The 21,422-nt window shown below is 70.1% G+C and carries 20 protein-coding genes, 1 tRNA gene and 1 pseudogene; 11 read left to right on the top strand and 11 right to left on the bottom strand.

The window, feature by feature from the left end; translation table 11 throughout:
- The first annotated feature begins 48 nt into the window (after positions 1-48).
- Positions 49-1,902, top strand: coding sequence for a dihydroxy-acid dehydratase (gene ilvD, locus FRANCCI3_RS22845; protein WP_011438869.1), 1,854 nt, complete (start codon positions 49-51; stop codon positions 1,900-1,902).
- A 58-nt stretch (positions 1,903-1,960) separates the two neighbouring features.
- On the opposite strand, the gene egtD is transcribed toward ilvD, so the two are convergent.
- From egtD to egtA, 4 genes are read right to left on the bottom strand one after another with little or no spacing between them, the layout of a single operon-like run.
- Positions 1,961-3,040, bottom strand: coding sequence for an L-histidine N(alpha)-methyltransferase (gene egtD / locus FRANCCI3_RS22840; protein WP_011438868.1), 1,080 nt, complete (start codon positions 3,038-3,040; stop codon positions 1,961-1,963).
- 43 nt (positions 3,041-3,083) lie between these two features.
- Complete coding sequence (egtC, locus tag FRANCCI3_RS22835) at positions 3,084-3,821, bottom strand: ergothioneine biosynthesis protein EgtC (RefSeq protein WP_011438867.1); 738 nt, start codon at positions 3,819-3,821, stop codon at positions 3,084-3,086.
- 30 nt (positions 3,822-3,851) lie between these two features.
- Positions 3,852-5,315 carry an ergothioneine biosynthesis protein EgtB gene (gene egtB, locus FRANCCI3_RS22830; protein ID WP_011438866.1) on the bottom strand — a complete coding sequence of 488 codons (1,464 nt, stop codon included), beginning with the start codon at positions 5,313-5,315 and terminating at the stop codon, positions 3,852-3,854.
- Positions 5,297-6,805, bottom strand: coding sequence for an ergothioneine biosynthesis glutamate--cysteine ligase EgtA (egtA, locus tag FRANCCI3_RS22825; RefSeq protein WP_011438865.1), 1,509 nt, complete (start codon positions 6,803-6,805; stop codon positions 5,297-5,299). Before egtA ends, egtB begins: the two co-directional genes overlap by 19 nt.
- A 386-nt stretch (positions 6,806-7,191) precedes the next feature.
- On the opposite strand from egtA, the gene FRANCCI3_RS22820 reads away from it, so the two are divergent.
- A complete protein-coding gene (locus tag FRANCCI3_RS22820; RefSeq protein ID WP_011438864.1) occupies positions 7,192-7,983 on the top strand; it encodes a nuclease-related domain-containing protein in 792 nt (263 codons plus the stop codon).
- 101 nt (positions 7,984-8,084) lie between these two features.
- Positions 8,085-8,231, top strand: a complete 147-nt coding sequence (locus FRANCCI3_RS22815; protein WP_035729042.1) for a DLW-39 family protein — start codon at positions 8,085-8,087, stop codon at positions 8,229-8,231.
- Positions 8,232-8,310: 79 nt separating this feature from the next.
- On the opposite strand, the gene FRANCCI3_RS22810 is transcribed toward FRANCCI3_RS22815, so the two are convergent.
- Positions 8,311-8,658, bottom strand: a complete 348-nt coding sequence (locus FRANCCI3_RS22810) for a hypothetical protein (RefSeq protein ID WP_011438863.1) — start codon at positions 8,656-8,658, stop codon at positions 8,311-8,313.
- Between the two features lie 224 nt (positions 8,659-8,882).
- On the opposite strand from FRANCCI3_RS22810, the gene FRANCCI3_RS22805 reads away from it, so the two are divergent.
- From FRANCCI3_RS22805 to FRANCCI3_RS22795, 3 genes are all read left to right on the top strand, one after another.
- Complete coding sequence (locus FRANCCI3_RS22805; RefSeq protein ID WP_011438862.1) at positions 8,883-9,737, top strand: maleylpyruvate isomerase family mycothiol-dependent enzyme; 855 nt, start codon at positions 8,883-8,885, stop codon at positions 9,735-9,737.
- Positions 9,738-9,924: 187 nt separating this feature from the next.
- The gene (locus FRANCCI3_RS22800; protein WP_011438861.1) at positions 9,925-10,989 is read left to right on the top strand and encodes a ParA family protein; all 1,065 of its coding nucleotides are present in this window, start codon (positions 9,925-9,927) and stop codon (positions 10,987-10,989) included.
- 317 nt (positions 10,990-11,306) lie between these two features.
- Positions 11,307-11,379: transfer RNA gene (locus FRANCCI3_RS22795), tRNA-Ala, on the top strand.
- A 487-nt stretch (positions 11,380-11,866) separates the two neighbouring features.
- Here the strand turns inward: FRANCCI3_RS22795 and FRANCCI3_RS25745 are convergent.
- The 5 genes and pseudogenes from FRANCCI3_RS25745 to FRANCCI3_RS22775 all read right to left on the bottom strand — a co-directional run bounded on the left by FRANCCI3_RS25745 (position 11,867) and on the right by FRANCCI3_RS22775 (position 16,290).
- The gene (locus tag FRANCCI3_RS25745; RefSeq protein WP_349257427.1) at positions 11,867-12,127 is read right to left on the bottom strand and encodes a zinc ribbon domain-containing protein; all 261 of its coding nucleotides are present in this window, start codon (positions 12,125-12,127) and stop codon (positions 11,867-11,869) included.
- Positions 12,116-12,229: pseudogene (locus tag FRANCCI3_RS25190) on the bottom strand (IS607 family transposase); the annotation flags it as partial. The gene FRANCCI3_RS25745 and the pseudogene FRANCCI3_RS25190, both read right to left, overlap by 12 nt.
- Positions 12,230-12,279: 50 nt before the next feature.
- Entirely contained in the window at positions 12,280-12,582 is a 303-nt protein-coding gene (locus tag FRANCCI3_RS22785) for a DUF6342 family protein (protein WP_011438859.1), read from the bottom strand.
- Between the two features lie 465 nt (positions 12,583-13,047).
- Positions 13,048-15,477, bottom strand: a complete 2,430-nt coding sequence (locus FRANCCI3_RS22780) for a UvrD-helicase domain-containing protein (RefSeq protein ID WP_011438858.1) — start codon at positions 15,475-15,477, stop codon at positions 13,048-13,050.
- A gap of 219 nt (positions 15,478-15,696) precedes the next feature.
- Complete coding sequence (locus FRANCCI3_RS22775; protein ID WP_011438857.1) at positions 15,697-16,290, bottom strand: DoxX family protein; 594 nt, start codon at positions 16,288-16,290, stop codon at positions 15,697-15,699.
- 366 nt (positions 16,291-16,656) lie between these two features.
- Here FRANCCI3_RS22775 and FRANCCI3_RS26520 point away from each other — a divergent pair, with 366 nt between their 5' ends.
- Together FRANCCI3_RS26520 and FRANCCI3_RS22770 are read left to right on the top strand one after the other, a co-directional pair.
- The gene (locus FRANCCI3_RS26520) at positions 16,657-16,920 is read left to right on the top strand and encodes a hypothetical protein (RefSeq protein WP_148214927.1); all 264 of its coding nucleotides are present in this window, start codon (positions 16,657-16,659) and stop codon (positions 16,918-16,920) included.
- Between the two features lie 2 nt (positions 16,921-16,922).
- The gene (locus FRANCCI3_RS22770) at positions 16,923-17,633 is read left to right on the top strand and encodes a DUF1918 domain-containing protein (RefSeq protein WP_011438856.1); all 711 of its coding nucleotides are present in this window, start codon (positions 16,923-16,925) and stop codon (positions 17,631-17,633) included.
- Positions 17,634-17,687: 54 nt separating this feature from the next.
- Here the strand turns inward: FRANCCI3_RS22770 and FRANCCI3_RS22765 are convergent, their stop codons facing one another.
- Positions 17,688-18,605: an NUDIX hydrolase gene (locus tag FRANCCI3_RS22765; RefSeq protein ID WP_035957976.1), complete on the bottom strand. Its 918-nt coding sequence runs from the start codon at positions 18,603-18,605 to the stop codon at positions 17,688-17,690.
- 243 nt (positions 18,606-18,848) lie between these two features.
- Here FRANCCI3_RS22765 and FRANCCI3_RS22760 point away from each other — a divergent pair, with 243 nt between their 5' ends.
- From FRANCCI3_RS22760 to FRANCCI3_RS22750, 3 genes are read left to right on the top strand one after another with little or no spacing between them, the layout of a single operon-like run.
- Positions 18,849-20,036 (top strand): sulfite reductase subunit A, encoded by a 1,188-nt coding sequence (locus tag FRANCCI3_RS22760; protein ID WP_011438854.1) that lies wholly within the window; start codon positions 18,849-18,851, stop codon positions 20,034-20,036.
- A complete protein-coding gene (locus FRANCCI3_RS22755) occupies positions 20,023-20,490 on the top strand; it encodes a cyclic nucleotide-binding domain-containing protein (protein ID WP_011438853.1) in 468 nt (155 codons plus the stop codon). The genes FRANCCI3_RS22760 and FRANCCI3_RS22755 overlap by 14 nt, the downstream gene beginning before the upstream one ends.
- Positions 20,462-21,421, top strand: coding sequence for an FAD/NAD(P)-binding protein (locus FRANCCI3_RS22750; protein WP_108913670.1), 960 nt, complete (start codon positions 20,462-20,464; stop codon positions 21,419-21,421). Before FRANCCI3_RS22755 ends, FRANCCI3_RS22750 begins: the two co-directional genes overlap by 29 nt.
- Position 21,422: the final 1 nt, after the last annotated feature.

Here is a 21,422-nt window from a genome sequence, read left to right as displayed (position 1 = left end):
CCGGCGGTCCCCGCCAGCAGTGCCACTGAATTGATCTTCGAGGTCGAGATGCCCGCCCTGCGCTCCCGCACCACCACCCACGGCCGGAACATGGCCGGCGCCCGCGCCCTGTGGCGCGCGACCGGGATGACCGACGACGACTTTGGCAAGCCGATCGTCGCCGTGGCTAACAGCTTCACCGAGTTCGTCCCGGGGCATGTGCACTTGCGTAACCTTGGCTCGCTGGTGGCCGGGGCGGTGGCCGAGGCCGGTGGGGTGGCGCGCGAGTTCAACACCATTGCCGTGGACGACGGCATCGCGATGGGGCATGGCGGGATGCTCTACTCGCTGCCGTCCCGCGAGCTCATCGCCGACAGCGTCGAGTACATGGTGAACGCCCACTGCGCCGACGCCCTGGTCTGCATCTCCAACTGCGACAAGATCACCCCGGGGATGCTGCTCGCGGCACTGCGGCTGAACATCCCGACCGTGTTCGTCTCCGGCGGAGCGATGGAGTCGGGCAACGCGGTCATCTCCGGCGGCACGGCTCGGTCCAGGCTGGACCTCATCACCGCGATGTCGGCGGCGGTCAACCCGGACGTCTCGGACGGCGACCTGTCGACGATCGAGCGTTCGGCCTGCCCGACGTGTGGATCCTGCTCCGGCATGTTCACGGCGAACTCGATGAACTGCCTGACCGAGGCGATCGGGCTGTCCCTGCCCGGCAACGGGTCGACCCTGGCCACCGCCGCCGCCCGCCGTGAGCTGTTCGTCGAGGCCGGGCGCCTCGTGGTCGACCTGGCGCGGCGCTATTACGAGAAGGACGACGAGGCGGTCCTGCCCCGGTCGATCGCGACCGCCGCCGCCTTCCGTAACGCCTTCGCGGTCGACGTGGCGATGGGCGGCTCGACGAACACCGTGCTGCATCTGTTGGCCGCCGCCGTCGAGGCCGGCGTTGACGTCACCCTCGCCGACATCGACCAGATCTCCCGCACCGTCCCCTGCCTGTGCAAGGTGGCGCCGAGCTCCACCCGTTACTACATGGAGGACGTCCACCGGGCGGGCGGCATCCCCGCGATCCTCGGCGAGCTCGACCGGGCCGGGCTGCTCGACCCGGACCCGCACACGGTGCACTCCGCGAGCCTGCGCGAGTTCCTCGACCGCTGGGACGTCCGCGGCCCGAGCCCCTCGCCGGACGCGATCGAGCTGTTCCACGCGGCGCCGGGTGGCGTGCGCACGATCGAGCCGTTCAGCTCCACCAATCGGTGGGACACCCTTGACACCGACGCCAGGGACGGTTGCATCCGTTCGGTCGAGCACGCCTACTCCGCCGAGGGTGGGCTCGCGGTGCTGTTCGGCAACCTGGCCGTCGAGGGCGCCGTCGTGAAGACGGCCGGTGTGGACGAGGGCCAGTGGACCTTCCGCGGCCCGGCGCTCGTGGTCGAGAGCCAGGAAGAAGCGGTCGACGCCATCCTCACCGGGCGGGTCAAGGCCGGGAATGTGATCATCGTCCGCTACGAGGGCCCTCGCGGCGGTCCGGGGATGCAGGAGATGCTCTACCCCACCGCGTTCCTCAAGGGCCGCGGTCTCGGCCCGAAGTGCGCCCTGATCACCGACGGCCGGTTCTCCGGCGGGAGCTCCGGACTGTCGATCGGTCACGTCTCCCCGGAGGCGGCCCACGGCGGGACGATCGCCCTGGTCCGCGACGGGGACATCATCGAGATCGACATCCCGGCCCGCCGGCTGGAGCTCGTGGTCTCCGACGAGGAGCTGGCGAGCCGACGCGCGGCGCTGGAGGCGGCCGGCGGCTACCGTCCCACCGGGCGGGAACGGCCGGTGTCCATGGCGCTGCGGGCCTATGCGGCGATGGCGACCTCGGCCTCCACCGGTGCCGCGCGCGACGTCGGTCTGCTCGGCGGCTGATGAGGCGGCGTCCGGGCGGGCCTGGTTCGGACCGGGCCTGGTTCGGACCGGGACGGGTTCAGACCGGGACGGCGGCGGGGGCGGACGACGGCGTCGCGAGCGTCACGGCAAAATCCCCATCGGGATCCGTCCACTGCCGCGCCACCGCCCAGCCCGCCAGCGCAAGCTCCGAGGCGATGCCGTCCAGGGTGAACTTAGCGCTGATCTCGGTGAGGATCTCCTCCCCCGGTTGGAAGTCGACCGTAACGGCGAGGGTCGCGATCGAGACGCGCTGCTCCCGAACGGAACGTAGCCGCATCTCGATCCAGGAGTTCTCGGCGTTCCAGACCGCCACATGCGCGAATCCGCGGATGTCGAAGTCGCCCCCGAGTTCCCGGTTGATCACCGTCAGCACATTGCGGTTGAAAGCGGCGGTGACCCCGGCACCGTCGTCGTACGCGGCGACGAGGCGGTCGACGTCCTTGACGAGGTCCGTTCCCAGTAGTAGGGCGTCGGAGCTCTCGGCCTGCTCGCGCAGCGTACGGAGGAGGTTCTGCCGCTGCGCAGGGCGCAGATTGCCGACCGTGCCGCCGAGGAAGGCGAGCAACCGATGGCCACCTCGGGGCAACTGGTGCAGATGCCGTTCGAAGTCCCCGACCACGGCCGCCACGGAGAGCCCCGGGTAGGTGGTGAGGATTCCGCGACCTGCCCGCACCAGGGCCGCCTCGTCGACATCGAAGGGGATGAAACGGCGGAGGTTGCCGGCCGCCCGCAGCGCGTCGAGCAGCAGCCTGGTCTTGTCGGAGGTTCCCGATCCCAGCTCGACGAGGGTGTCGGCCGGACAGGCAGCCGCGATCTCGTCGGCGTAACTGACCAGGATGGCCCGTTCCCGCCGGGTCGGGTAGTACTCCGCCAACCGGGTGATCTTGTCGAACAGCATGCCGCCGGTGGTGTCGTAGAACCACTTCGGCGGCAGCTCGCGGGGGCTCGCGGTGAGGCCGGCGAGCACGTCGCGGGCCAGCGTGACGGCGCGATCCGACTCGTGCAGGTGGCGGTCGACGGAGAGGCCCGGGAACGGGATCTCCGCCGTGCCGTTCGCGCCCGTCCCCTCAGGGACGGCATCATCCGCTCGGGTGGTTGTCGGAGTCCTTGGTGTCATGGATGTACCCTCCATCAACGTGGTGCAACCCACGGTAACTGATCTAGGAGATCATGTTACGAAGAGTGACTTGATGTGTGTCGGCTACCAGGAGGTGATGGTCCGGAACGTCCACCCAGCCCGGTTCGTCATCGTCTGGTTCGCTTGCGACCAGGACTCCATCCTTCTCCCTCCGGTATGACAGGCTGTCCCGCCAGGCGGTCGCCACGATCTGGGTTCCATCCACCACCAGCAGGTTCAGCCGGGCCCGCTCGCCCGAACCCGCCGCGTCCAGCGACAGCACGACCTCGGCGACCGCCTCGGCGAGTGGACGCTTCCCGGCGTGCTCCCACACCAGCGCGGCGAGCAGCGCGGAGTCGCACGTCGAGTCCGGGACCGGAGCGTCGGGCCGGTCGCGCAGCATCCGCCGGACGGCCACCGGGTCGACCCGGCCGTTGTGGCTGAGCAGCCGGTGGCCGTCGGTGAAGGGAGCCGTCGCGCTTTCTTCGATCGGCATGCCGACGGTGGCGCTACGCACGGCCGCCAGCACGCAGCCGGAGGCGACCGCGCCGGCGATCGAGGCGTACGAGGCGTCCGTCCACATCGGCACGGCCCGGCGGAACCGGGCCGGCGCCGCCCGCAGCGCCGGGGCGTACCAGCCGACTCCGAACCCGTCGGCGTTCACCGTGCCGTGGCGCATCCGCCTCGGCGACCACGACTGGCGCAGCAGGCTGTACGGACGCTCCAAGGTCAGCCCCGCCAGGGTCCGTGGCGTTCCGATCCAGGCGAGGTGCCGGCACACCGAGGTCTCCTTCGCACGCGTGCTCGTTCGTCACCCGGCGTCGCGGGCCAGCCGGAATCCGGCGAAGATCTGCCGGCGGATCGGGTAGTCCCAGTTCCGGAACGTGGCGCGGACGGCGACGGCGTCCGTCGCCCAGCTGCCTCCGCGCAGGACGCGGAAGGACGACTCCCGCCCGGCCTTCGGAAAGAAGACCTCGCTGTACTCCCGGTAGGGGTAAGACACGAAGCCCGGGTACGGCGTGAACCCGCTCGCCGTCCATTCCCAGACGTCCCCGATCATCTGTTCGGCTCCGCAGGGACTCGCGCCCGCGGGATAGGCCCCCAGCGGGGCCGGGCCGCTCGTCCAGTTGCCCAGATTGGCACGCTCCGGAGTCGGATCGGTGTCCCCCCACGGATACCGCCGTGAACGTCCGGTGACCGGGTCGTAGGCGGCGGCCTTCTCCCACTCGGCCTCGGTCGGTAGCCGCCTGCCGGCCCAGCGGGCATGCGCCTCGGCCTCGTACCAGCACACGTGCTGGACCGGCTCGTCGAGGGGAACCGGCTCGACCCGGCCGAACCGGCGGCGCAGCCAGGTGCCGCCCTCGCGCCACCAGAACGCGGGCGCGCTCAGGCCCTCCGTCTGGCGCCATTCCCATCCCGCCGCCGACCAGAGCCGCTCGTCGTCGTATCCGCCGGCGTCGATGAAGGCGATCTGCGCCCGGTTGGAGACGGGGAGGGTGTCGATCCAGAACGCGGGGAGGTGGACGCGGTGGGCGGGATCCTCGTTGTCGAAGGCCCAGGGATGGATACTGGTGCCGAGGGTGAACTCGCCGCCCGGCACGAGGACCTCCGGCCGCGGCACCCGGCGGCCGGGCGGTGGCGCCGCGCCGGGAGCAAGTACCGGCGGTCCCTGGCGGAGCTGGTGCGTGGCGAGCATCGTTTCGTCGTGCATGTGCTCGTGCTGCACGACCATGCCGTAGACGAAGCCGTCGGCGAGCAGTCGTTCCCGCTCCGGTACGGCAGCGGTTTCCGCGCCGGCGCCAGCCATCGGTCCGAACCGGTCGGGTCCGAACCGGTCGAGGAGGTCGAGAGTGCGGCCGCGGACCTCGTGCAGGTACGCCCTGGTCTCGGCGGGGCCGAGCAGGGCCAGCCGGCTGCGGCTCGCGCGGCTGTGCCGGAACGCGTCGTAGATGTCGTCGAGCCCCGGCCGCGTCCCGGTGCCGCCGGCCAGCGCGCGCACCAGCCAGAGATCCTCGTAGTTGCCGACGTGGGCGAGGTCCCAGACCAGCGGGGACATCAGCGGCGAGTGCTGGCGGAGGAGATCCTCCGCGGCGATGTCGGTGTACGTGAGTGAACGCTGGCGTGCGGTCCGCAGGGCGTCGGCGACGGTGTCGGCGGTGATCGGCTTCGCCTCCCGGATCGGCTTCGCATCCTGGTCGGCGGCGGTCTCCCGGTCGGCCGGGGCGGCTGGGGATGCCAGGGATGCCGGGGACCGGGTCAGACGAGTGAGACGCACCGGTGGGCCTCCTCACGCAGCAGACCGGCCGGGCCGATCGCGAGAAGTCGTTCGGTCAGTTCGTCGGCCGGACATCGGCCGCGGTCGAGGTAGCGCCCGGCGAACGACTCGACCGTCTCGGCGAGATCGGTCGCGCCGCCGCGGCGCAGGGCGCTCACGGCCAGGTCGACGCAGCGCACCGCCGCGCGTCGCAGGGGCTCGTCGGCCATGCCGAGCATCGCCGCGGCCGGCCAGCGATGCGCGACGGCCAGGCACGCCTCGAACGCTCCGTCCGCGGCGACCGGGTCGTCAAGCAGTACCGTCGGCATCGCGACGGCAGCCTGCCAGCCGTCACCCGGTTGCGCGTCGAGGTAGCGCAGTTCCCACCAGCCACGCGGTCGGACCGGGGGGAACACCGTGGTCGCATGGTAGGAGAGATCCTCGCGGGTCGGGGGACGGGTGACCGGGCCGCGGCCGGCGAGCCAGTCCCCGAAGGTTGAGTCGTCCCGGACCGGGACGAAATGATGATCGTCTTCGGGGTTGCCGGCCCTGGCGGGATTCTCGACCATCATCAGCTTGGCGTCGAGCAGGTACCGCGCCCACAGGTCGACGAGATCGGGCTCGGTGTCCCCGGACCCCGGGGCCGTGAGAGCGGCCGCGACGGGCCGGGTTCGGCTCGCGTCGATGCCGTCCCACACCGCCTGGCGGGTCGACCGCCATCCGGTCCGGCGGCCGGCGTACGCGGGTGAGGCGGCGAACAGGGCGGTGAGGACCGGGCCGAGAGCGTGGACGAGTTGGAACCGCCGCGCCGCCTCGGCAGGCGAGCCGCCGAGGTCCAGGTTGACCTGGACGGAGGCGGTCGAGTACATCATCACCGTGCCGGACGCCCCGCCCCCGGTCCGGAAATGCTCCTCCATCGCCGCGTATCGGGACGCGGTGGTCTGCCGCATCCCGACGCGCAGGGGATCGACCCCCATGCCGACGAGGGCCAGGCCGTCGACCGCCAGGGCGGAGCGGACCAGGTTCAGATCGGCGGAGCTCGCCCGCACGGCCGCGGTGAGCTCGGCCGGCGGCCCGGACAGCTCCAGTTGGCCGCCGGGCTCGAAGGTGATGCGGCTGCCCCCGGGCAGGACCGGCCCGCCGGGACCCGGGGTGGTCCCGGGAATCCGGGCGAGGGACGCCAGCGTGCGGGCCGGCGGGATCAGACAGTGGACTGCCTGCGTGTCGACGATCAGCCACTCCGTCTCGATGCCGACGCATCCTCCCGGTACCGTCGGGCCACCGTTTCCCCGGGTGTCCTTGCGGTCGTTCCCCCGGATGCCCTTGCGGTCGTTCCCGCGGTCGTTCCCGTAGGCCGCCTCATCGCCTGTCCCGTGGACCGGCGTGACGCAGCCGGCCGCGAAGGCCCATACCTGGTCGGTGTCGATCGCCCGCCGCTGCGGCTGTGAGTGAGGGTGTGGTGGCTGCGGCTCGTCATTCCGGATCCCCTCGGGTGTCACGTGGCGTGGCATCCTGTGGCTCCTCTCCGGCACTGCAACTGTTCGACACCGCGCCCGACGGCGGCCTCCGGTGGGTTCTCCCCTGCGCCGCCGGCCCCCTACCCGGCCGCCGTACCCGGTGTCGCCTCGGCCGTCTCGCCGATGGGTGGTATAGATGTGTTTCCAACGTTCTTCTCCCTCGCATATTCCACGCCCTTGACCCTGTCGCTGTTGTGTATTCGATGGAATGGTGGCCGGGACGGACCGGGACGGACCGGGAGTCGGCAGCGCGCCGTGATTGGCTGACGGCGGAGCCGGTTCCGGACCCGGAGACAACGCCGAGCGCAACGGCGTCGTGACGGCGCCGGGAGGTGGTGACCGCGGACGTGTCCGATCGGCAGTCAGCGGGACGTTCGGCCATGGCCGAGTACCTGCGGCGCAAGCAGCTCTACGTCGCCGAGCGCAGCGATCATAAACGGCGGGCGATGGCCGTCGCCGGGGCCACGGCGGGTGCCGTCACCCTCGTCGTCGCCGTGGTCATCCTCCTGGCCGGGCTGCCCGCGCTCGTGGCCGTGCAGCTCGCGATCATCTCGGCCGTCGTGGTGGTCCTCGTCGCGGCGACCCGGTTTCTCCGGTCCCCGCCGGAGATCGAGGCCTGGCGCGAGGACGCGGAGGCCGAACGCAGCACCGCACGGGCGTTGGACCGTCTGGCCCGGGCCGGCTACACCGTCCTGCACGACCGTGCGCTGGCCGACTCGGCCGGCAATATCGACCATCTCGTCATCGGGCCATCCGGGGCCTGGGTGATCGAGACCGACGCCCATCCGGGACCGATCCGCCAGAACACCGCCGGGGTCTGGGCCGGCAAGGTTCCATTGCGGGCGATGCTGGGGCTGGTCGCGTGGATGGGCGAGGAGGCCACCGCGCAGCTCCTCGCGGAACTGCCGGCGGGCTGGCAGCTGGAGGTCCAGCCGGTCGTAGCCTTCGCCCGCGCGGATCTTCCCGCCGGCTTGGCCCTCGTCGAGGGCGTGCTGTTGCTGCCCACCACCGGGGTGGCCGACTACGTGCTCTCCGCCGGGGTCGTGCTTCGGCCCATCGACGTGGCGATGCTGGTCGACGTGGCCGGGCGGGTGTTCCCGGCCTATGCGGTGTCGGGACCCCCGCCGTCCTGGCCGGCCCGATCCCGGCTGCGTGGCCTGCTGCGGCGTTGATCGGTTCGCAGTGACGTTGATCAGGACGATGCGACCCGGTCCGACCACGGTGCCGGCGGGCGGGATACCGTTGGGTGAAGGTGGCCTACGAAGGAGACGAGATGGTTCGCAAGGTGACCGTGCTGGCTCTACTGGCGAGCGCCGGAGCCGCGCTGACCGCCGTCCGGCGCCGCGGCAGGGGCAAGGAGGAGATCGACCTCTGGCGGGAGGCGACCTCCGCGGCGGGCGCCCCGGCCGGCGGGCGCTGAGGTCCGCGGCAAGGCCGGGCTGCCACCCCGGCCCGAGGTGCCCGAGGTGTCAGCCCGTCAAAGCTTCCAGCTCAGGGCCTCAGAGCTCGACTAGGCCCACGTCGACGACCAGGGTGCCGACCAGCCCGGTCGGGGCGGCGAGGTGCAGCTCGATGTGCGTCTCCGGTACCAAATCCTCGACGACGCGCAGCGGCACGTGGATTGAACCCCGTGCTCCGATCGGGAAGAAGCGCATGGGAATCCCGTTCCGCAGGAGGATCGGGCAGATCAGCTCGTCCGTCGAGTTACCGCCCCGAAAGTAGAGCGGCTGGGCGGTGATGCCGGCTGGGACGACGTAGCTGAACGACGAGCCAAGCGAAATCGGAACATCCAGACCTTTGCCCTCGAAGGGGACAATGCCCTGCAGGAAGCGAGGAGTCGTGAACATCCGCTCATCCTTCCGTCGGGTATCCGTGTGCATGCTTTCCGTATCTTCCTCTGGGTATTTTCGCTCGGAGCTGTTTCCACCGCGTTACGTCGGCCATTGAGGGAGCGTCGGGCGCGGCGTGGATCTCGAGCGTGGAGTGTGCCGACTATAAGGAATCTGCGGGTAAAGACGCTGGCAGAAGGCTTGACCTGGCGTGTGGTGGCGTGGGGAGGCACCGTAGAACCATGACCACCCCGACCTCGTCTCGACCGTCCGACGCCCTCGTTCCCGGCGCGGGAGCCGATGCCGACCCCGGGGCGGGCGTGAGCATCGCTCAGGAGTCGAGCATCGACACGTCGCCGCCGTCCGGTCCCTCCTACCTCCCCTCGGTGGTTCCGCACGATCGGCTCGCCGGATGCGCGGCGGCCCATCGGCGTCTGCTGGAGGTGGCCGGCCGGCTGGACGACGTCGTCGTGCGCCGTCCGTTGGGCCTGCCGGGCTGGACGGTCGGTCATCTGCTCACCCACCTGGCCCGCAACGCGGACGGTCACACCGGCATGGTCGAAGCCGCCCGGGCCGGTGGGATCCGGGCCCAGTATCCCGGGGGCGCGCGGCAGCGGGAGGACGGCATCGCCGCCGGTCGCGATCTGCCCGCCGCGCACGTCCGCGACGACCTGGTGGCCGCGGTGACCCGGCTGGAGCGGGCCTGGGACGGCGTGCAGGTCGACGTCTGGCGCACGGGTCTCGGGCACACCGCCACCTATGGCCTGACGACCCTTGCCGATCTGGTCTTCCTCCGCTGGCGGGAGACCGAGATACACCTCGTCGACCTCGATCTTGCCGATCTCGGCGGTCCCGGCTGGGCGGACCTGAGCCCGGCCTACGTCCAGGCCGAATGGGAGTGGACCCTGCGCGGGCTGCCGGCCCGAGTACCCCCGGAGATCACCGTCGTGCTGGCGCCGGGGGACCGGCCGTCGACCGCCGTCGGTCGCGGGCAGCGGCGCGTGGTCGTCGACGCGCCTACCAGGCCGACGCTGCGCTGGCTCGCCGGCCGGGATCCGGGCCGGCCGGACTGGCCCACCCTCGCCCCCTGGGAATGACCGGCGCTTTCTCGGACTGACCGGCCGGCCGCTCGGTGTCCCGGGTCGGGGGCCGGCGGGACCCGCGACGGGGCGGGCTTCTTCTGAGGTTTCCGGCTAGCGCGACAATGTCTGCCGTGTTGGACAACAGGGACAACTGGGGTGAGGCGGCGCGCGGGCGACGTGGGGATCGCGGCCGGGGCTTTTCATGATCACGATGGCCTTGTTCAACAACAAGGGCGGCGTCGGTAAGACGACCCTCGCCTACCACCTGGCGCACATGCTGCAGCGCATGGGTCACCGGGTGCTCGCGGTCGATCTCGATCCGCAGGCGAACCTGACCGCCCAGTTCCTCGACGAGGACGAGCTGACCCAGCTGTGGGAGGAGCCGGAGGTCACCGCGTCGTCCGCGCCGAAGTCCATCATCGACCTCGACGTGCGCCCGGTTCGGATCGTCCCCGGTACGGGGACGATGGCGACGGCGATCGGGCCAATCATGGAGGGGGTCGGGGACGTCACGCTCTTCGATCCGGTGACGATCGAGGACGGTCTGTGGCTGCTGCCCGGCGACGTCGAGCTGAGCGTCTTCGAGGACCGGCTGTCGGCCGCCTGGCCGAACAGCTTCCTCGGCAAGGACATCGCGGCGCTGCGTACGACGACGGCTTTGCACCGGGTCATCGACCATGGTGCCCGCTCGGTCGGCGCCGAGATCGTGCTCATCGACGTGGGGCCCAATCTGGGGGCCATCAACCGGGCCGCGCTGCTGTCCGCCGACACCGTGCTCATGCCACTGACGGCGGACCTATTCTCGCTGCGAGGGCTGCGCAACCTCGGCCCCACACTGCGGGAGTGGCGTTCCACCTGGCAGGGCATGGTGCTGCCGAAGATTCCCGAGCGTATCTCGGCCCCGCGCGGGCTGATGATGCCGATCGGGTACATCGTGATGCAGCCGCCGACGCGGACCGACCGGCCGGCGAAGGCGCACGACCGGTGGCTCGACCGGATTCCCGAGGTGTTCGCGACCTCGGTGCTCACCAGCGGGAACCCCGGACCGCATGACCGTTCCTTCGAGATCGCCACCCTGGGGCACTACGCGAACCTGATCCCGCTGGCGCACGACGCCCGTAAGCCGATGTTCGAGCTGCGGGCCGGAGACGGCGCACTCGGCGGTACGCAGAGCGCGGTGCGGCGCTGCTACTCCGACTTCCGGGATCTCGCGGTTAAGGTGCGGGAGCGGCTGGCCTTCATCGATCCGACCCTGCGCCGGTCCTGACCGACGGGCCTCGCGGCCGGTGCCGGCACGGCCGTAGCCGTAGCCATCGCTGACGGCGGCGTCGGCGGGCCGGTTATCCACAGGGTGGCGATTGGGGGAGTCGCGGCCCGGTTATCCACAGGGCGCCCGCGGGGCCCGATGGTCGTAGGCGGGCACTGTGATCGCCGGAAGACCGGATCAACCCGAGCATCGGTGTCCCCCTATGGTTCCCGTGCCGGACCAACGTCCGAGGAGACCGTCATGCCGTACGCTTGTGAAGCGCTTCGCCGAGGTGGTCATCGTCGGGTGGTTCCGTCCCGGCCGGAGTGCGTCCCGCGGGGGGCGTAGCTCAATTGGCAGAGCACTGCCTTTGCAAGGCAGGGGTTAGGGGTTCGAGTCCCCTCGTCTCCACGCGCCGGCTTCGGCTGCTTGCCGATCTTTGATCGGCTGCGCCATCGGCCGTTATGCCTGCCCGGGGGGCGACCCCCGGACCCCCGAGTGTCGGGCTTCGCCCGACCTGGCGGGGGCTGGGTTGTTCGTTATGTAGCCACAGACGGACGGAGCATAATGATCTTGCCGGTTATGCTTCTGGATGAGCACCGCCACCTGGCTGGCCGATGGGCGGCGGGGCCGCGTCAGACGCGGAAGGGCCTCCTATCCGCCAGTCCCGGTGCTGGCGGGGCCGCCTCCTCGGTGCCCGGGGGCAGTCCTACCAGGTGTTCGGCCGTGTGTGGAGGCCGGACAACGCGGCCGACTCGACGAGCACGCGCCCTCACAGCATCGCGTCGGACCGGGACATCGCGGCGTGGACACAGGGGAGGGGACACAGGGGAGGGGACATAGGGGAGTGACGTGGGGATCGGAGTAACCGTTGCATAAGAGCGCCCGATAGCGGCGCTCATGCCGCCTCACCTTGCGGTGAGGCACTCCCGGTCTGACCGGCCGGAGCCGTGCCGGGTTCCCGTTTCCCAGCCGCCCGCCCCGCGGACGGGGTCTTACGGTCGGCTCCACGGGCGTTTACCGTCTCCGATGTACTGGCGGCGACGAGGTTGGACAGGTTGACCGCGGCGTTCAGGTCGCGGTCGCCTACCAGCCCGCAGGACTGGCAGGTGAACGTGAGTTCGGACAGTGTCAGGCTTGCGTGCGGCCGGGCGCACAGCGACGTCAGGATCTCGGTGACGTCGCGCACCAGGTCGTCGTCGACCTCGGCCGGGTCGACGACCAGCAGCCGCCGGCCCAGCGGGGCGAGCATGGCAGCGACGTCCGTGCCGGGGTGGGCGCGGCGGTGCCGGCCCACCCCGAGCTGTCGGGCTACTCGTAGGACAGGTTCGACTGCCCTTCGATCACGCGGCCAGCGATGTAGAGGTCTCCGTTGGAGTCCAGTATTGCGATGATCTTTTTCTGGTTGCCGTGGTGGGTCGTGAAGAAGATCTTGTCGGCTTCCTGGGAGGTGGAGTAGTTTGTGTTGACCGAGAGTTCGATGCTCACCGGTGAGCTGATGAGCACATCCTTCTTGGGCGAGTTCGGGTACTTCTGGTTCTGCCTCAACCTGATTCGGCCGTGGGTGTCGCCCTCATCCCAGTCCGTGGCCAATCCGAGGTCAATTTCCGCCATGGTCTGCTCCATTCTGGCTTGCGGGGGAAACCTCTCCTGGCTGGAGTAGGTTCGTATGGTTTCGAGAAAGACCTGGCCATCGGAAAACAGGAGTTAGCAGGAGGCATCTCTGCGTGTGCCGGCGTGGAGAGAACACCGCACGTTCCGGCCGGAATTTTCTCGACTGCCGGCTGCGCTCCTGGCCAATTTTTCTACCCGATCGGACCAGTAAACGGGTGCGTGGAAGTCTCAATAGACAGGAACGATCGCTTCCTTGATCTCCGTATTCCCTGTTCCGGATGGGGCCGTTCAACCATCCGAGTCACAGGCATGAGGGCCACAACACCTCTCCCCCCAGAGCTAGTGATGGAAGCGTATCTCGCGTACGTAGCGTCACATGTCGGAGACGGTGGCGCACGGATATTACCTAAATATATCAAACCAGTTAACCACTGTCCGCTTTTGGGGGGAATCGAACCAGAGTTCCTACCTGGAGCTGTGTCCGATCTCGGCGGGGATCGAGTGGTCCGAGTCGGGTACCTCGCGGATACCGGCCCACACGCTGTCTCGTGCCCTCGTGATGGCCACGTACATCTGTCGGCGTTCCAACTGGGTTCGCTCGCGAAACGCGTCGGCCGATTCGGACGGCCGCCGCGGCTTTGGGAAGAGGTTGCGGTCGGGAATACAGACATGGGCGAAGTCGAGGCTCTTGACCCGGTGGTACGTCCCGACCTTGACCGCCTCACAGCTGGTTCCGTCATACTCCTTGAGGGAAACCGCTGGAATGCCCCGCTCGGTGAGGACGCGCAGCCACCGCGCAGCCGCGGCGTTCGTCGGCACGAGCACCGCCATATCGCCGTAACGGACGTTCCGATTGTCATGGAACTCCACGAGGTGCTCGCAGAGCGCCGCATCCTGCGCCACGGTGCCCGACACCGTGACCTCGCGGATCTCGCCTCCCGGCCGGTCGACGTCGACCTCGCGCCGCCCGCGTTCCTGGACGCCGTCGAGGTCGTCGAAGCTGTCGTCGGCGACTACCGCCTGAGCGTAGCGCAGGATCTTCTCGCGATTACGGTAGTTTCTCCCGAGCACGGTGGAGCGTCCGACGACGGCGACGCCGGCCTCGGCGAGGGTGAAACCGCCGGGATAGATGGACTGCTGGCCATCGCCGACCACGAGCAGGCCGTCCGGCTTGTCGCCGACGAAGGCATGCAGCAGTTGCAGACCGACGCACGTCAGGTCCTGTACCTCGTCAACGATCACCGCGTCGTACCGGGTGTCGGAACTCTCGCGCACCAGGTCGCGAGCCAGGAGCAGCACGTCGTCGCGATCGAGGACGCCGCGCTCTGTCCGGAGCTGCTCGTACCGTTCGTACAGCTCCCACACCGCACGCCGGTGGGTCGGTTGCAAGGGAGTGCTGCGCCCGACGCGTGCCAGCTTGGCGTACTGCTCGAAGTCGGTCAGGCCTCGGCCCTTGACGACTGTCGCGATCTCGTCCTTCCAATACCCGGGAGCCAGGCCGAGCCCGGGCAGAACCGAGAACTGCCCGACCTGCCCCCAGGCGCGCCAGAAACAGGTGTCGGCGGCCTCCTGCTGGTGCCGGTCTGCCAAGCCGTGTTCGCGAAGACAACGTGTGGCGACGGCGTGGACGGTGGCGAACTCGATCCGGTCGACGTGCTCGGGGGCCATCCGGGTCAGCAGTGCGCGGTAGACCGGCCCCAGCGTACGCACCAGCGAGGTGAACAACACCCGTTCCCCGCGGGCGGCCAGATACTTGGCGCGGTGCAACGCGATAACCGTCTTGCCGGTACCGGCCGCGCCGCGGACGCGGGCCGGACCCGACCACTGCCGGCCGGCCAGGCGGGCCTGCGTCGGGTGCAGCCAGGTCATCCACGTCTCGATCGGCTCTCGGGCGGCGGCGTCGAGAAGTTCTTGCCACAGCTCCTCGCGGCTCAGCAGCGCATCCTGATCTGGTGGAACCGATTGCTCGGGCGGCGACAGCGGCTCGGAAGAAGTCGGACGCCCGGCCGGAGCCGGACAGTAGGCCTGAGTGGGCCGCTCGATAGCGGCTGGGCTTTCGGTCGCGGCCGTACCGTTCGAAGAGGGACCTGCCCGGCGCGCGACCGGACGGCGGACAGACCGTGAGGTCGGCGCCTCGGCGACCGTGACGGTGGTGACGGCGGCGGCGCGGGGCATCGGCGGGCAACCGCGTGCCAGACGGTCCAGTAGTTGTTCAACGAGGTCCGGTGCCAGGCGTGCGCCACGACGCGCCAGGTCGCGGGTCAGGTCCTGCTCGCCGAGCACCGTCACCCGGTCGAGTTGTGCCCGGACGTTTTTCCGCCTGGCCAGAACCAGCAGCGGAACCACCTCGGTCGGTGGCAGACCTGCCTCTACCAGCACCTCCTCCACCGCTACGGTCTGATCCAGAAGTTTGCGGACGTCGTCGTCCGCGTCGGCGTCGCCACGCCATAACCGGCCGCGTTCGACGGTGATCTCTCGCCAGTTCTTCACGTCTACCACGAAGACTCCGCCAGGCCCCACCACGATCACGTCGATGTTGGCCCGGCGGGTGCCTGGCCACCGTCGGTCCGGCAGCACGTGCCACCCTGCGTCGTCCATACCGACCAGCACTCGGACCACACTCTGCTCGGCCCGGCCACCGGCTTCCCAGTGCTGGCGGTGGCGGCGTAACTGCTTCAGCACGTCGGTCAGGTGCTGGATCTGTCGCTGGACTCCGTCGATCTCCATCCCGAGCAGGACGGCTTGACCGAGGGCCGACGGTTCTGGCAGCGGGTCGGCGTCTCGCGTCGACGAGGCGGTCGTCGGAGGATGGGCGGTCGACGTGCCGGCGGTCGACGTGCCGGCGGTCGACGCAGCGGTGGCGGGGATGCGCGCTGCCGGTCCATCCAAAAGCACGTCACTACTCCCTCACCTTATGTCACAGGTAAGAGTACGGTAATGAGCCATCGTTTGGCTACGTTTACGGGCAACGGTGGTCTGCAGGCCCTAGGGAAGAGCGGTTGTTCTTGTAAAGGTAAGTCCACTTTCGAACGCTGGTTCGAGCGTGCCGACTCGAACTCTTCGAACACTCTGGCCACGGCCGCTTTCGGCAGAGAAAGATCACGTAAGTTCGGTCTAGACCGCCAGCACGATGGCGGCGCTGATGCCGCCGAGGCCGAGGGCGAAGGCCGCCTCGGGCAGCCCGCCGTCGCGCCGCCGGAAGAGGCGGTCGAGCGCCAGCCGCCCGGCACCGACCGCAGCCACCGTGATCGCGACCACCGCGACGCACAGCGGGTACTCCATGCCGCCGTCGGTTTCCCACAGTCCGTTTGGTGCGGTCACGATCATTGCGTTGATCATCACACCGATCACGGCCGCGGCCGCCAACGGAGTCAGCAGGCCCACCGCCAGGCCGAGGCCGCCGAGGAACTCGGACGCGCCGGCCAGCCCGGCGAAGAAGGTGCCGGGATGGTAACCCAGCTGGGCGAATCCCTTGCCGGTCGCGGTGAGGCCGTGGCCGCCGAACATGCCGAAGAGCTTCTGCGCACCGTGCCCGGCGAGCAGCAGACCGAAGGTCATCCGAAGCAGCAGCAGCCCGAGGTCGGCTGCGGACACGGCCGTGTGGGACGGGCCCGTGCGGGACGGGCCCGGGTGGGAGGCGTCGGGCGGTGCGGGGGTGGCGGGTGCCAGGTGGAGGGATGCCCGGTGCCGCGTAGCGAGCAGTTTCATGTCGAAACCCTGATCCAGGCGAAAGCATACGGTGAAGCTTTGGTCACTACTGTGCCTGCCCGCTCTGCCGGGCAGATACCACCTCGGTCCTCCCCACGCCCGTGGGGGTGATCCGACCGGGGGCAGCGCGCACCTGAGCGGATAGATGGCGATCATCGGCGTCCTGCCGAGATGGAGCGGCCGGGGCGAGCTAGCCCGTCGTGGGCCTGGATCTGGCCGGTCTGTGGTTCGGGCGAGCCAGGCGTGGGTAGAGACTGAAAGTGGTCAGAATGGACACACTGGGTGATGATCTGCATTCTTCTAGGGGGAAGAGAAGATTGTGACCTTACCCGCGCGACTCGGCGACCGTCTGGCGACGCTCATCCGGTGGCATCTGGGCCCGTCTACAACGGGCCGGCGGCGTCCGGCAGGCGGGCGTGTGTGGCGCAGGCTGGGCCGGGCAGCTGCCTGCCGCCAGGACGGAACAACCAGATGGCGAGCATGGAACGCCAGCGCCCTCGGCGGAACTGGTCCGATCTGTTGGGTCTGCCCAGGTCGCAGGCGCGGACGTCCGCGGCGGGGCTGCTCGGCCGGCGCGGGGCTGGGGCCAGGGGTCACTGCCCGGGGGCGAGCACCTTCCTGGAGGGGTAAGCATGGCCGACATTCGTAGCACGATCGTCCGGCTGCCGGTCACCGTGGAGCGGTCCACCACGGTTCGGGACGCGGCGGCGCAGATGGAACGGCAGGGCGTGGGCGCGCTCCTCGTCATGGAGAACGACCGCCTGGTCGGGATCGTCACCGACCGCGACATCGTGCTACGCGGCGTTGCCCGCGGTATCCCGACGGACAGCCGGATCGACGCCCTCATGACCACCGAGGTCATCACCGTACCGTCCGGCGTTGACCTCGAACGGGCCTACGAAATCTTCCGTGACCACGCGATCCGCCGGCTCCCGGTCGTCGACGGCCGCCGGCTCGTCGGCCTGCTGTCCGTCGACGATCTGCTCATCCGCACCGAGCACGAGATGGCCGAGCTGGTACACCCGCTCGCCGATGAGGTCTTTGCCCCCCACCGCGAGGCCCCACCGCTGGCTACCACCGGCGAGGAGCCCGTCGAGCTGGCGCTCGAACTGCCGCCCCGGCGTAGGGCGATGCGCGCCCATCCCGGCGACACCCTGGTTGTCCACCGTCCCACCGTCACGCAACCGGACCGCCTTGGGGAGATCCTTGAGGTGCGCTCGCCTGCCGGCGACCCACCGTTCACCGTCCGCTGGTCCGACACCGGGCACGTCAGCTTCGTCTACCCGGGACCGGACGCCGAGGTCCGCCACCCTCCCGAGGAGGCCCGCAGCGGCACCGGCTGAAAAGGACGACGGGTTCAACCCTGCATGCGTGACAAACACGCACCGTCAGGCTAATCATGCTACGGGATCGTGACGTTCCGCTGCGACCAGCCTGCCGGGAGGGCAGTGCAGCAGCCAGAAGCCGCCCTCCCGTACCCCGAGCTGGTCCGGGACCGGCCAGCACCAGCCGTCCAGGAGCCGTCGGATCAGGTCGGCAACGATGGTGCGCTGGCTACAGATCGCCGTCGGAGTCCCGGACGCCGCGAGCCCCATCAAGGTAGCGACCACCCTCGCCTCCGATCCGGGATAGCCGGTGTCCGCCAGCGCCGGCTCCGGTTCGACGGCGAGCCCGGCCGCGCGCGCGTACGGGGCGAGCGTGGCGGTGCAGCAGGGCAGGTCGGCGCTGATCAACAGGCGAATCCCCAGGCTGGTCAGCAGCGGCACCAGTGCGTTCGCCTGGGCCCGGCCGCGCTCATCGAGCGGGCGTAGCCGGTCAGGCCCGTCCCAGCGCCGATGGTGGGCGGCCCGAGCGTGGCGGATGACGACGAGTGCGGCCGTCGGCGCCGGCAGCCGACCAAACTCGGCGAGGACGTGGCGGTCGGTGTCGTAGCTGACCCGGCGCGCCGCATCCCCCTTCGCCAGCCAGGCAAGCCTGTCCACCTCCCGGGTGGGGACGAACGTGCCGGAACGGGCCTGCATCGCCCAGTACCGGACCGTCTTCACCGTCCTGCCGCCGTCCGTCAGGTAGCGGTACTCGCCGAGCGGGGGCCCGAGCCAGGCCCGGTAACCAGTCTCCTCCTCGACCTCCCGCAACGCACCGAGCAACGGATGTTCCCGCCGACGCAGCTTGCCCTTGGGCAGGGACCAGTCGTCGTACCGTGGCCGGTGCACGACCGCGATCTGCCGCCCGTCCCGCGTGGGCCGCCACAGCACCCCACCGGCGGCACCTACGACCCGTACCGGCCTATCCCAGGGATCAGCCGACGACTTCATGCCGTCCAGTCTTCGGCTCCAGCCGCCGCGGCGCCAGGACGACGGGCACATCCCCGCAAGACCCGGTCCCGCAAGCCTCGGTCGACAACCCGCCGCCGGCGGCGCGGATCGCGGTCGGGCCGTCCGCGGCGTCCATCGCTACCAGGGCGGGGATCCCCACCTGAAGCGCATGTTCCCCGACGGCACCCAGGGGTATGGAACTCGCCACAGAAGGTTACCGCTGTCCGGGGAGTGGAGGGTGAGGTGACGGACGCAGGTGTGGCCGAGCTCGTCGTCGAGCCGGCGGTGCTCGGGACGCTCGTTGACGTGCTGCGTGCACGCGGGTATCAGGTCGTCGGCCCGACGGTGCGGGATGGCGCGATCGTGTACGACAAGATCAGTAGCGCGGCGCAGCTCCCGGTGGGGTGGACCGATGTCCAGGAGGCGGGTCGTTACCGGCTCGAGCGTCGTCGCGACGCGGCGCTGTTCGGTTACGCGGTGGGGCCGCATTCGTGGAAGCAGAACCTGCTGCCGCCCCGGCTGCGCCTGCTGACGACCCGCCGCGACGGCGATGGCGGCTTCGGCGATGGCGGCTTCGGGGACGGCGGCTTCGGGGACGGCGGCTTCGAGGTGGCGGAGGAACCGCTACCGCGGGCAGCGGTGGCATTCCTCGACGTCCGTTCCTGTGAGCTGCAGGCCATCGCGACCCAGGACCGGATCCTGCTCGGGGGGCGCCACGCCGACCGCGACTACGCTGCTCGCCGCAGCGATGTGTTCATCGTCGCGGTGAACTGCCACGAGCCGGGTGGGACCTGCTTCTGCGTGTCGATGAACACGGGCCCGGCGGTGCGGGAGGGCTACGACTTGGTCCTCAGCGAAGTCCTGGCCGGTGACCACCGGCTGCTCGTCGAGGCGGGCACCCCTCGGGGTGTCGAGATACTGGGCGAGCTGGCGGGGCGCCCGGGCGAAGCCGCCGACCGGAGCGCGGCCCAGGCGGCCGTGGATGGGGCGGCCGACCGGATGGGACGCACCGTCGACGCGGCCGACCTGCGTGACCTGCTCGCGGACAACCTCGAACATCCACGGTGGGACGAGGTGGCGCAGCGGTGCCTGAGCTGCGGCAACTGCACGATGGTGTGCCCAACCTGCTTCTGCACCTCGGTGGAGGACGTCAGCGACCTCACCGGAAGTGAGGCGGAGCGCTGGCGCAGCTGGGAGTCCTGCTTCTCGCTGGACCACTCCTACCTCCACGGCGGCAACGTCCGTGCCTCCGGACGCTCCCGCTACCGCCAGTGGTTGACCCACAAGTTCGGCACCTGGCACGACCAGTTCGGAACGTCCGGATGCGTCGGCTGCGGACGGTGCATCACCTGGTGTCCCGTCGGCATCGACGTCACCGAGGAACTGACCGCCATTCGAGCGAACTCCGCGGCCGGCGATGACGTTGGTTGAGGCACCGCTCGGCGAGGTCGGCGTCTTCGCCGGTATGCACCCGGACCACCTCGCCCTCCTCGCCGGGTGTGCCCGGCACGCCATCTTCCGCCCGGGCGACGTACTCCTGCGGGAAGGCGACCCGGCCGACACCCTCTACGTCATCCGGCACGGCACGGTCGCGATCGAAACCTTCGTCCCGACCCGGGGTCTGGTCCCCATCGAGACCGTCGGAGCCGGCAATGTGGTGGGCTGGTCCTGGCTGTTCCCGCCGTACCGGCTCCATTTCGACGCCCGTGCCCTCTCGCTGGTCCGCGCCACCGCCATCGACGGTGCCTGCCTACGCGGGAAGTTCTCCCAGGACCCGGCGCTGGGCTACGACGTGCTGTCCCACCTTGCGCAGGTGCTCATCGAGCGCTTGCAGGCCACCCGGTTGCGGCTGCTCGATGTCTACGCAAACCCGGGCCAGGGCTGACGGCGCGGCCGGGGAGATGACCCCTCGGCCGTTCCGGGTGACCCGCCGCCACCAGGAGACGGGTGACACGTGGACCCTGGAACTCGCGCCGCTCTCCAACGCTCCGATCATCGCCGCACCCGGCCAGTTCACCATGGTCTACGCTTTCGGCGTCGGCGAGGTCCCCCTGTCCGTGACGGGCTGCGACCCGGCGATGGGCGACGACTCCGTGGCGGGCGACGACTCCGTGGCGGGCGACGACTCCGTGGCGGGCGACGACTCCGTGGCGGGCGACGACTCCGTGGCGGCTGGTACCGACAGCCCGCTTGTGCACACCGTCCGAGCGGTCGGCGCGGTGACGGAAGCGATCTGCGCGTCCCGCCCGGGCGACGTCCTCGGGGTGCGTGGCCCGTTCGGGCGAGGCTGGCCGGTAGGCGCCGCAGCCGGGCTGGACGTCGTCGTGGTCGCGGGCGGGCTCGGGCTGGCGCCGCTGCGGCCGGTCGTCCGGCAGATCCTGCGACGGCGCGCCGACTACGGCAACGTGGTCGTGCTCGTCGGCACCCGTACACCCGCGGACATCCTCTACCGCCGGGAGCTGGCCGGTTGGCAGGACCGCACCGACCTCCAAGCCCTGGTGACCGTCGACGGTGCGCGGCCCGGATGGGACGGCCGGGTCGGCGTCGTCACCACCCTCCTCCCGCACGTGCGTTTCGATCCGGCCAGAACCGTCGCGTTCACCTGCGGACCCGAGATCATGATGCGGCTGACCGCACGGGCCCTGGTCGACGCCGGCGTACTCGCCGACCGCATCCACCTGTCCATGGAACGCAACATGCACTGCGGCCTCGGTCACTGCGGCCGCTGCCAGCTCGGCCCGCTGATGCTCTGTCTGGACGGACCGGTCTGCGGCTACGACCGCCTGGAACCGTTGCTCGCCGTCCGGGAGCTGTGAT

The sequence above is a fragment of the Frankia casuarinae genome, assembly GCF_000013345.1.
Classification (GTDB): Bacteria; Actinomycetota; Actinomycetes; order Frankiales; family Frankiaceae; genus Frankia; species Frankia casuarinae.
The sequence above is the reverse complement of the archived record's forward strand: the minus strand, read 5'-3'. Positions and strand labels throughout refer to the sequence as shown.

Coding starts and splice junctions, on each gene's coding strand:
- ilvD (WP_011438869.1), top strand. CDS start 49: ATGCCCGCCCTGCGCTCCCGCACCACCACCCACGGCCGGAACATGGCC.
- egtD (WP_011438868.1), bottom strand. CDS start 3,040: ATGACACCAAGGACTCCGACAACCACCCGAGCGGATGATGCCGTCCCT.
- egtA (WP_011438865.1), bottom strand. CDS start 6,805: ATGCCACGCCACGTGACACCCGAGGGGATCCGGAATGACGAGCCGCAG.
- FRANCCI3_RS22820 (WP_011438864.1), top strand. CDS start 7,192: ATGGCCGAGTACCTGCGGCGCAAGCAGCTCTACGTCGCCGAGCGCAGC.
- FRANCCI3_RS22815 (WP_035729042.1), top strand. CDS start 8,085: ATGGTTCGCAAGGTGACCGTGCTGGCTCTACTGGCGAGCGCCGGAGCC.
- FRANCCI3_RS22810 (WP_011438863.1), bottom strand. CDS start 8,658: ATGTTCACGACTCCTCGCTTCCTGCAGGGCATTGTCCCCTTCGAGGGC.
- FRANCCI3_RS22805 (WP_011438862.1), top strand. CDS start 8,883: ATGACCACCCCGACCTCGTCTCGACCGTCCGACGCCCTCGTTCCCGGC.
- FRANCCI3_RS22800 (WP_011438861.1), top strand. CDS start 9,925: ATGATCACGATGGCCTTGTTCAACAACAAGGGCGGCGTCGGTAAGACG.
- FRANCCI3_RS22785 (WP_011438859.1), bottom strand. CDS start 12,582: ATGGCGGAAATTGACCTCGGATTGGCCACGGACTGGGATGAGGGCGAC.
- FRANCCI3_RS22775 (WP_011438857.1), bottom strand. CDS start 16,290: ATGAAACTGCTCGCTACGCGGCACCGGGCATCCCTCCACCTGGCACCC.
- FRANCCI3_RS22770 (WP_011438856.1), top strand. CDS start 16,923: ATGGCCGACATTCGTAGCACGATCGTCCGGCTGCCGGTCACCGTGGAG.
- FRANCCI3_RS22765 (WP_035957976.1), bottom strand. CDS start 18,605: ATGAAGTCGTCGGCTGATCCCTGGGATAGGCCGGTACGGGTCGTAGGT.
- FRANCCI3_RS22755 (WP_011438853.1), top strand. CDS start 20,023: ATGACGTTGGTTGAGGCACCGCTCGGCGAGGTCGGCGTCTTCGCCGGT.
- FRANCCI3_RS22750 (WP_108913670.1), top strand. CDS start 20,462: ATGTCTACGCAAACCCGGGCCAGGGCTGACGGCGCGGCCGGGGAGATG.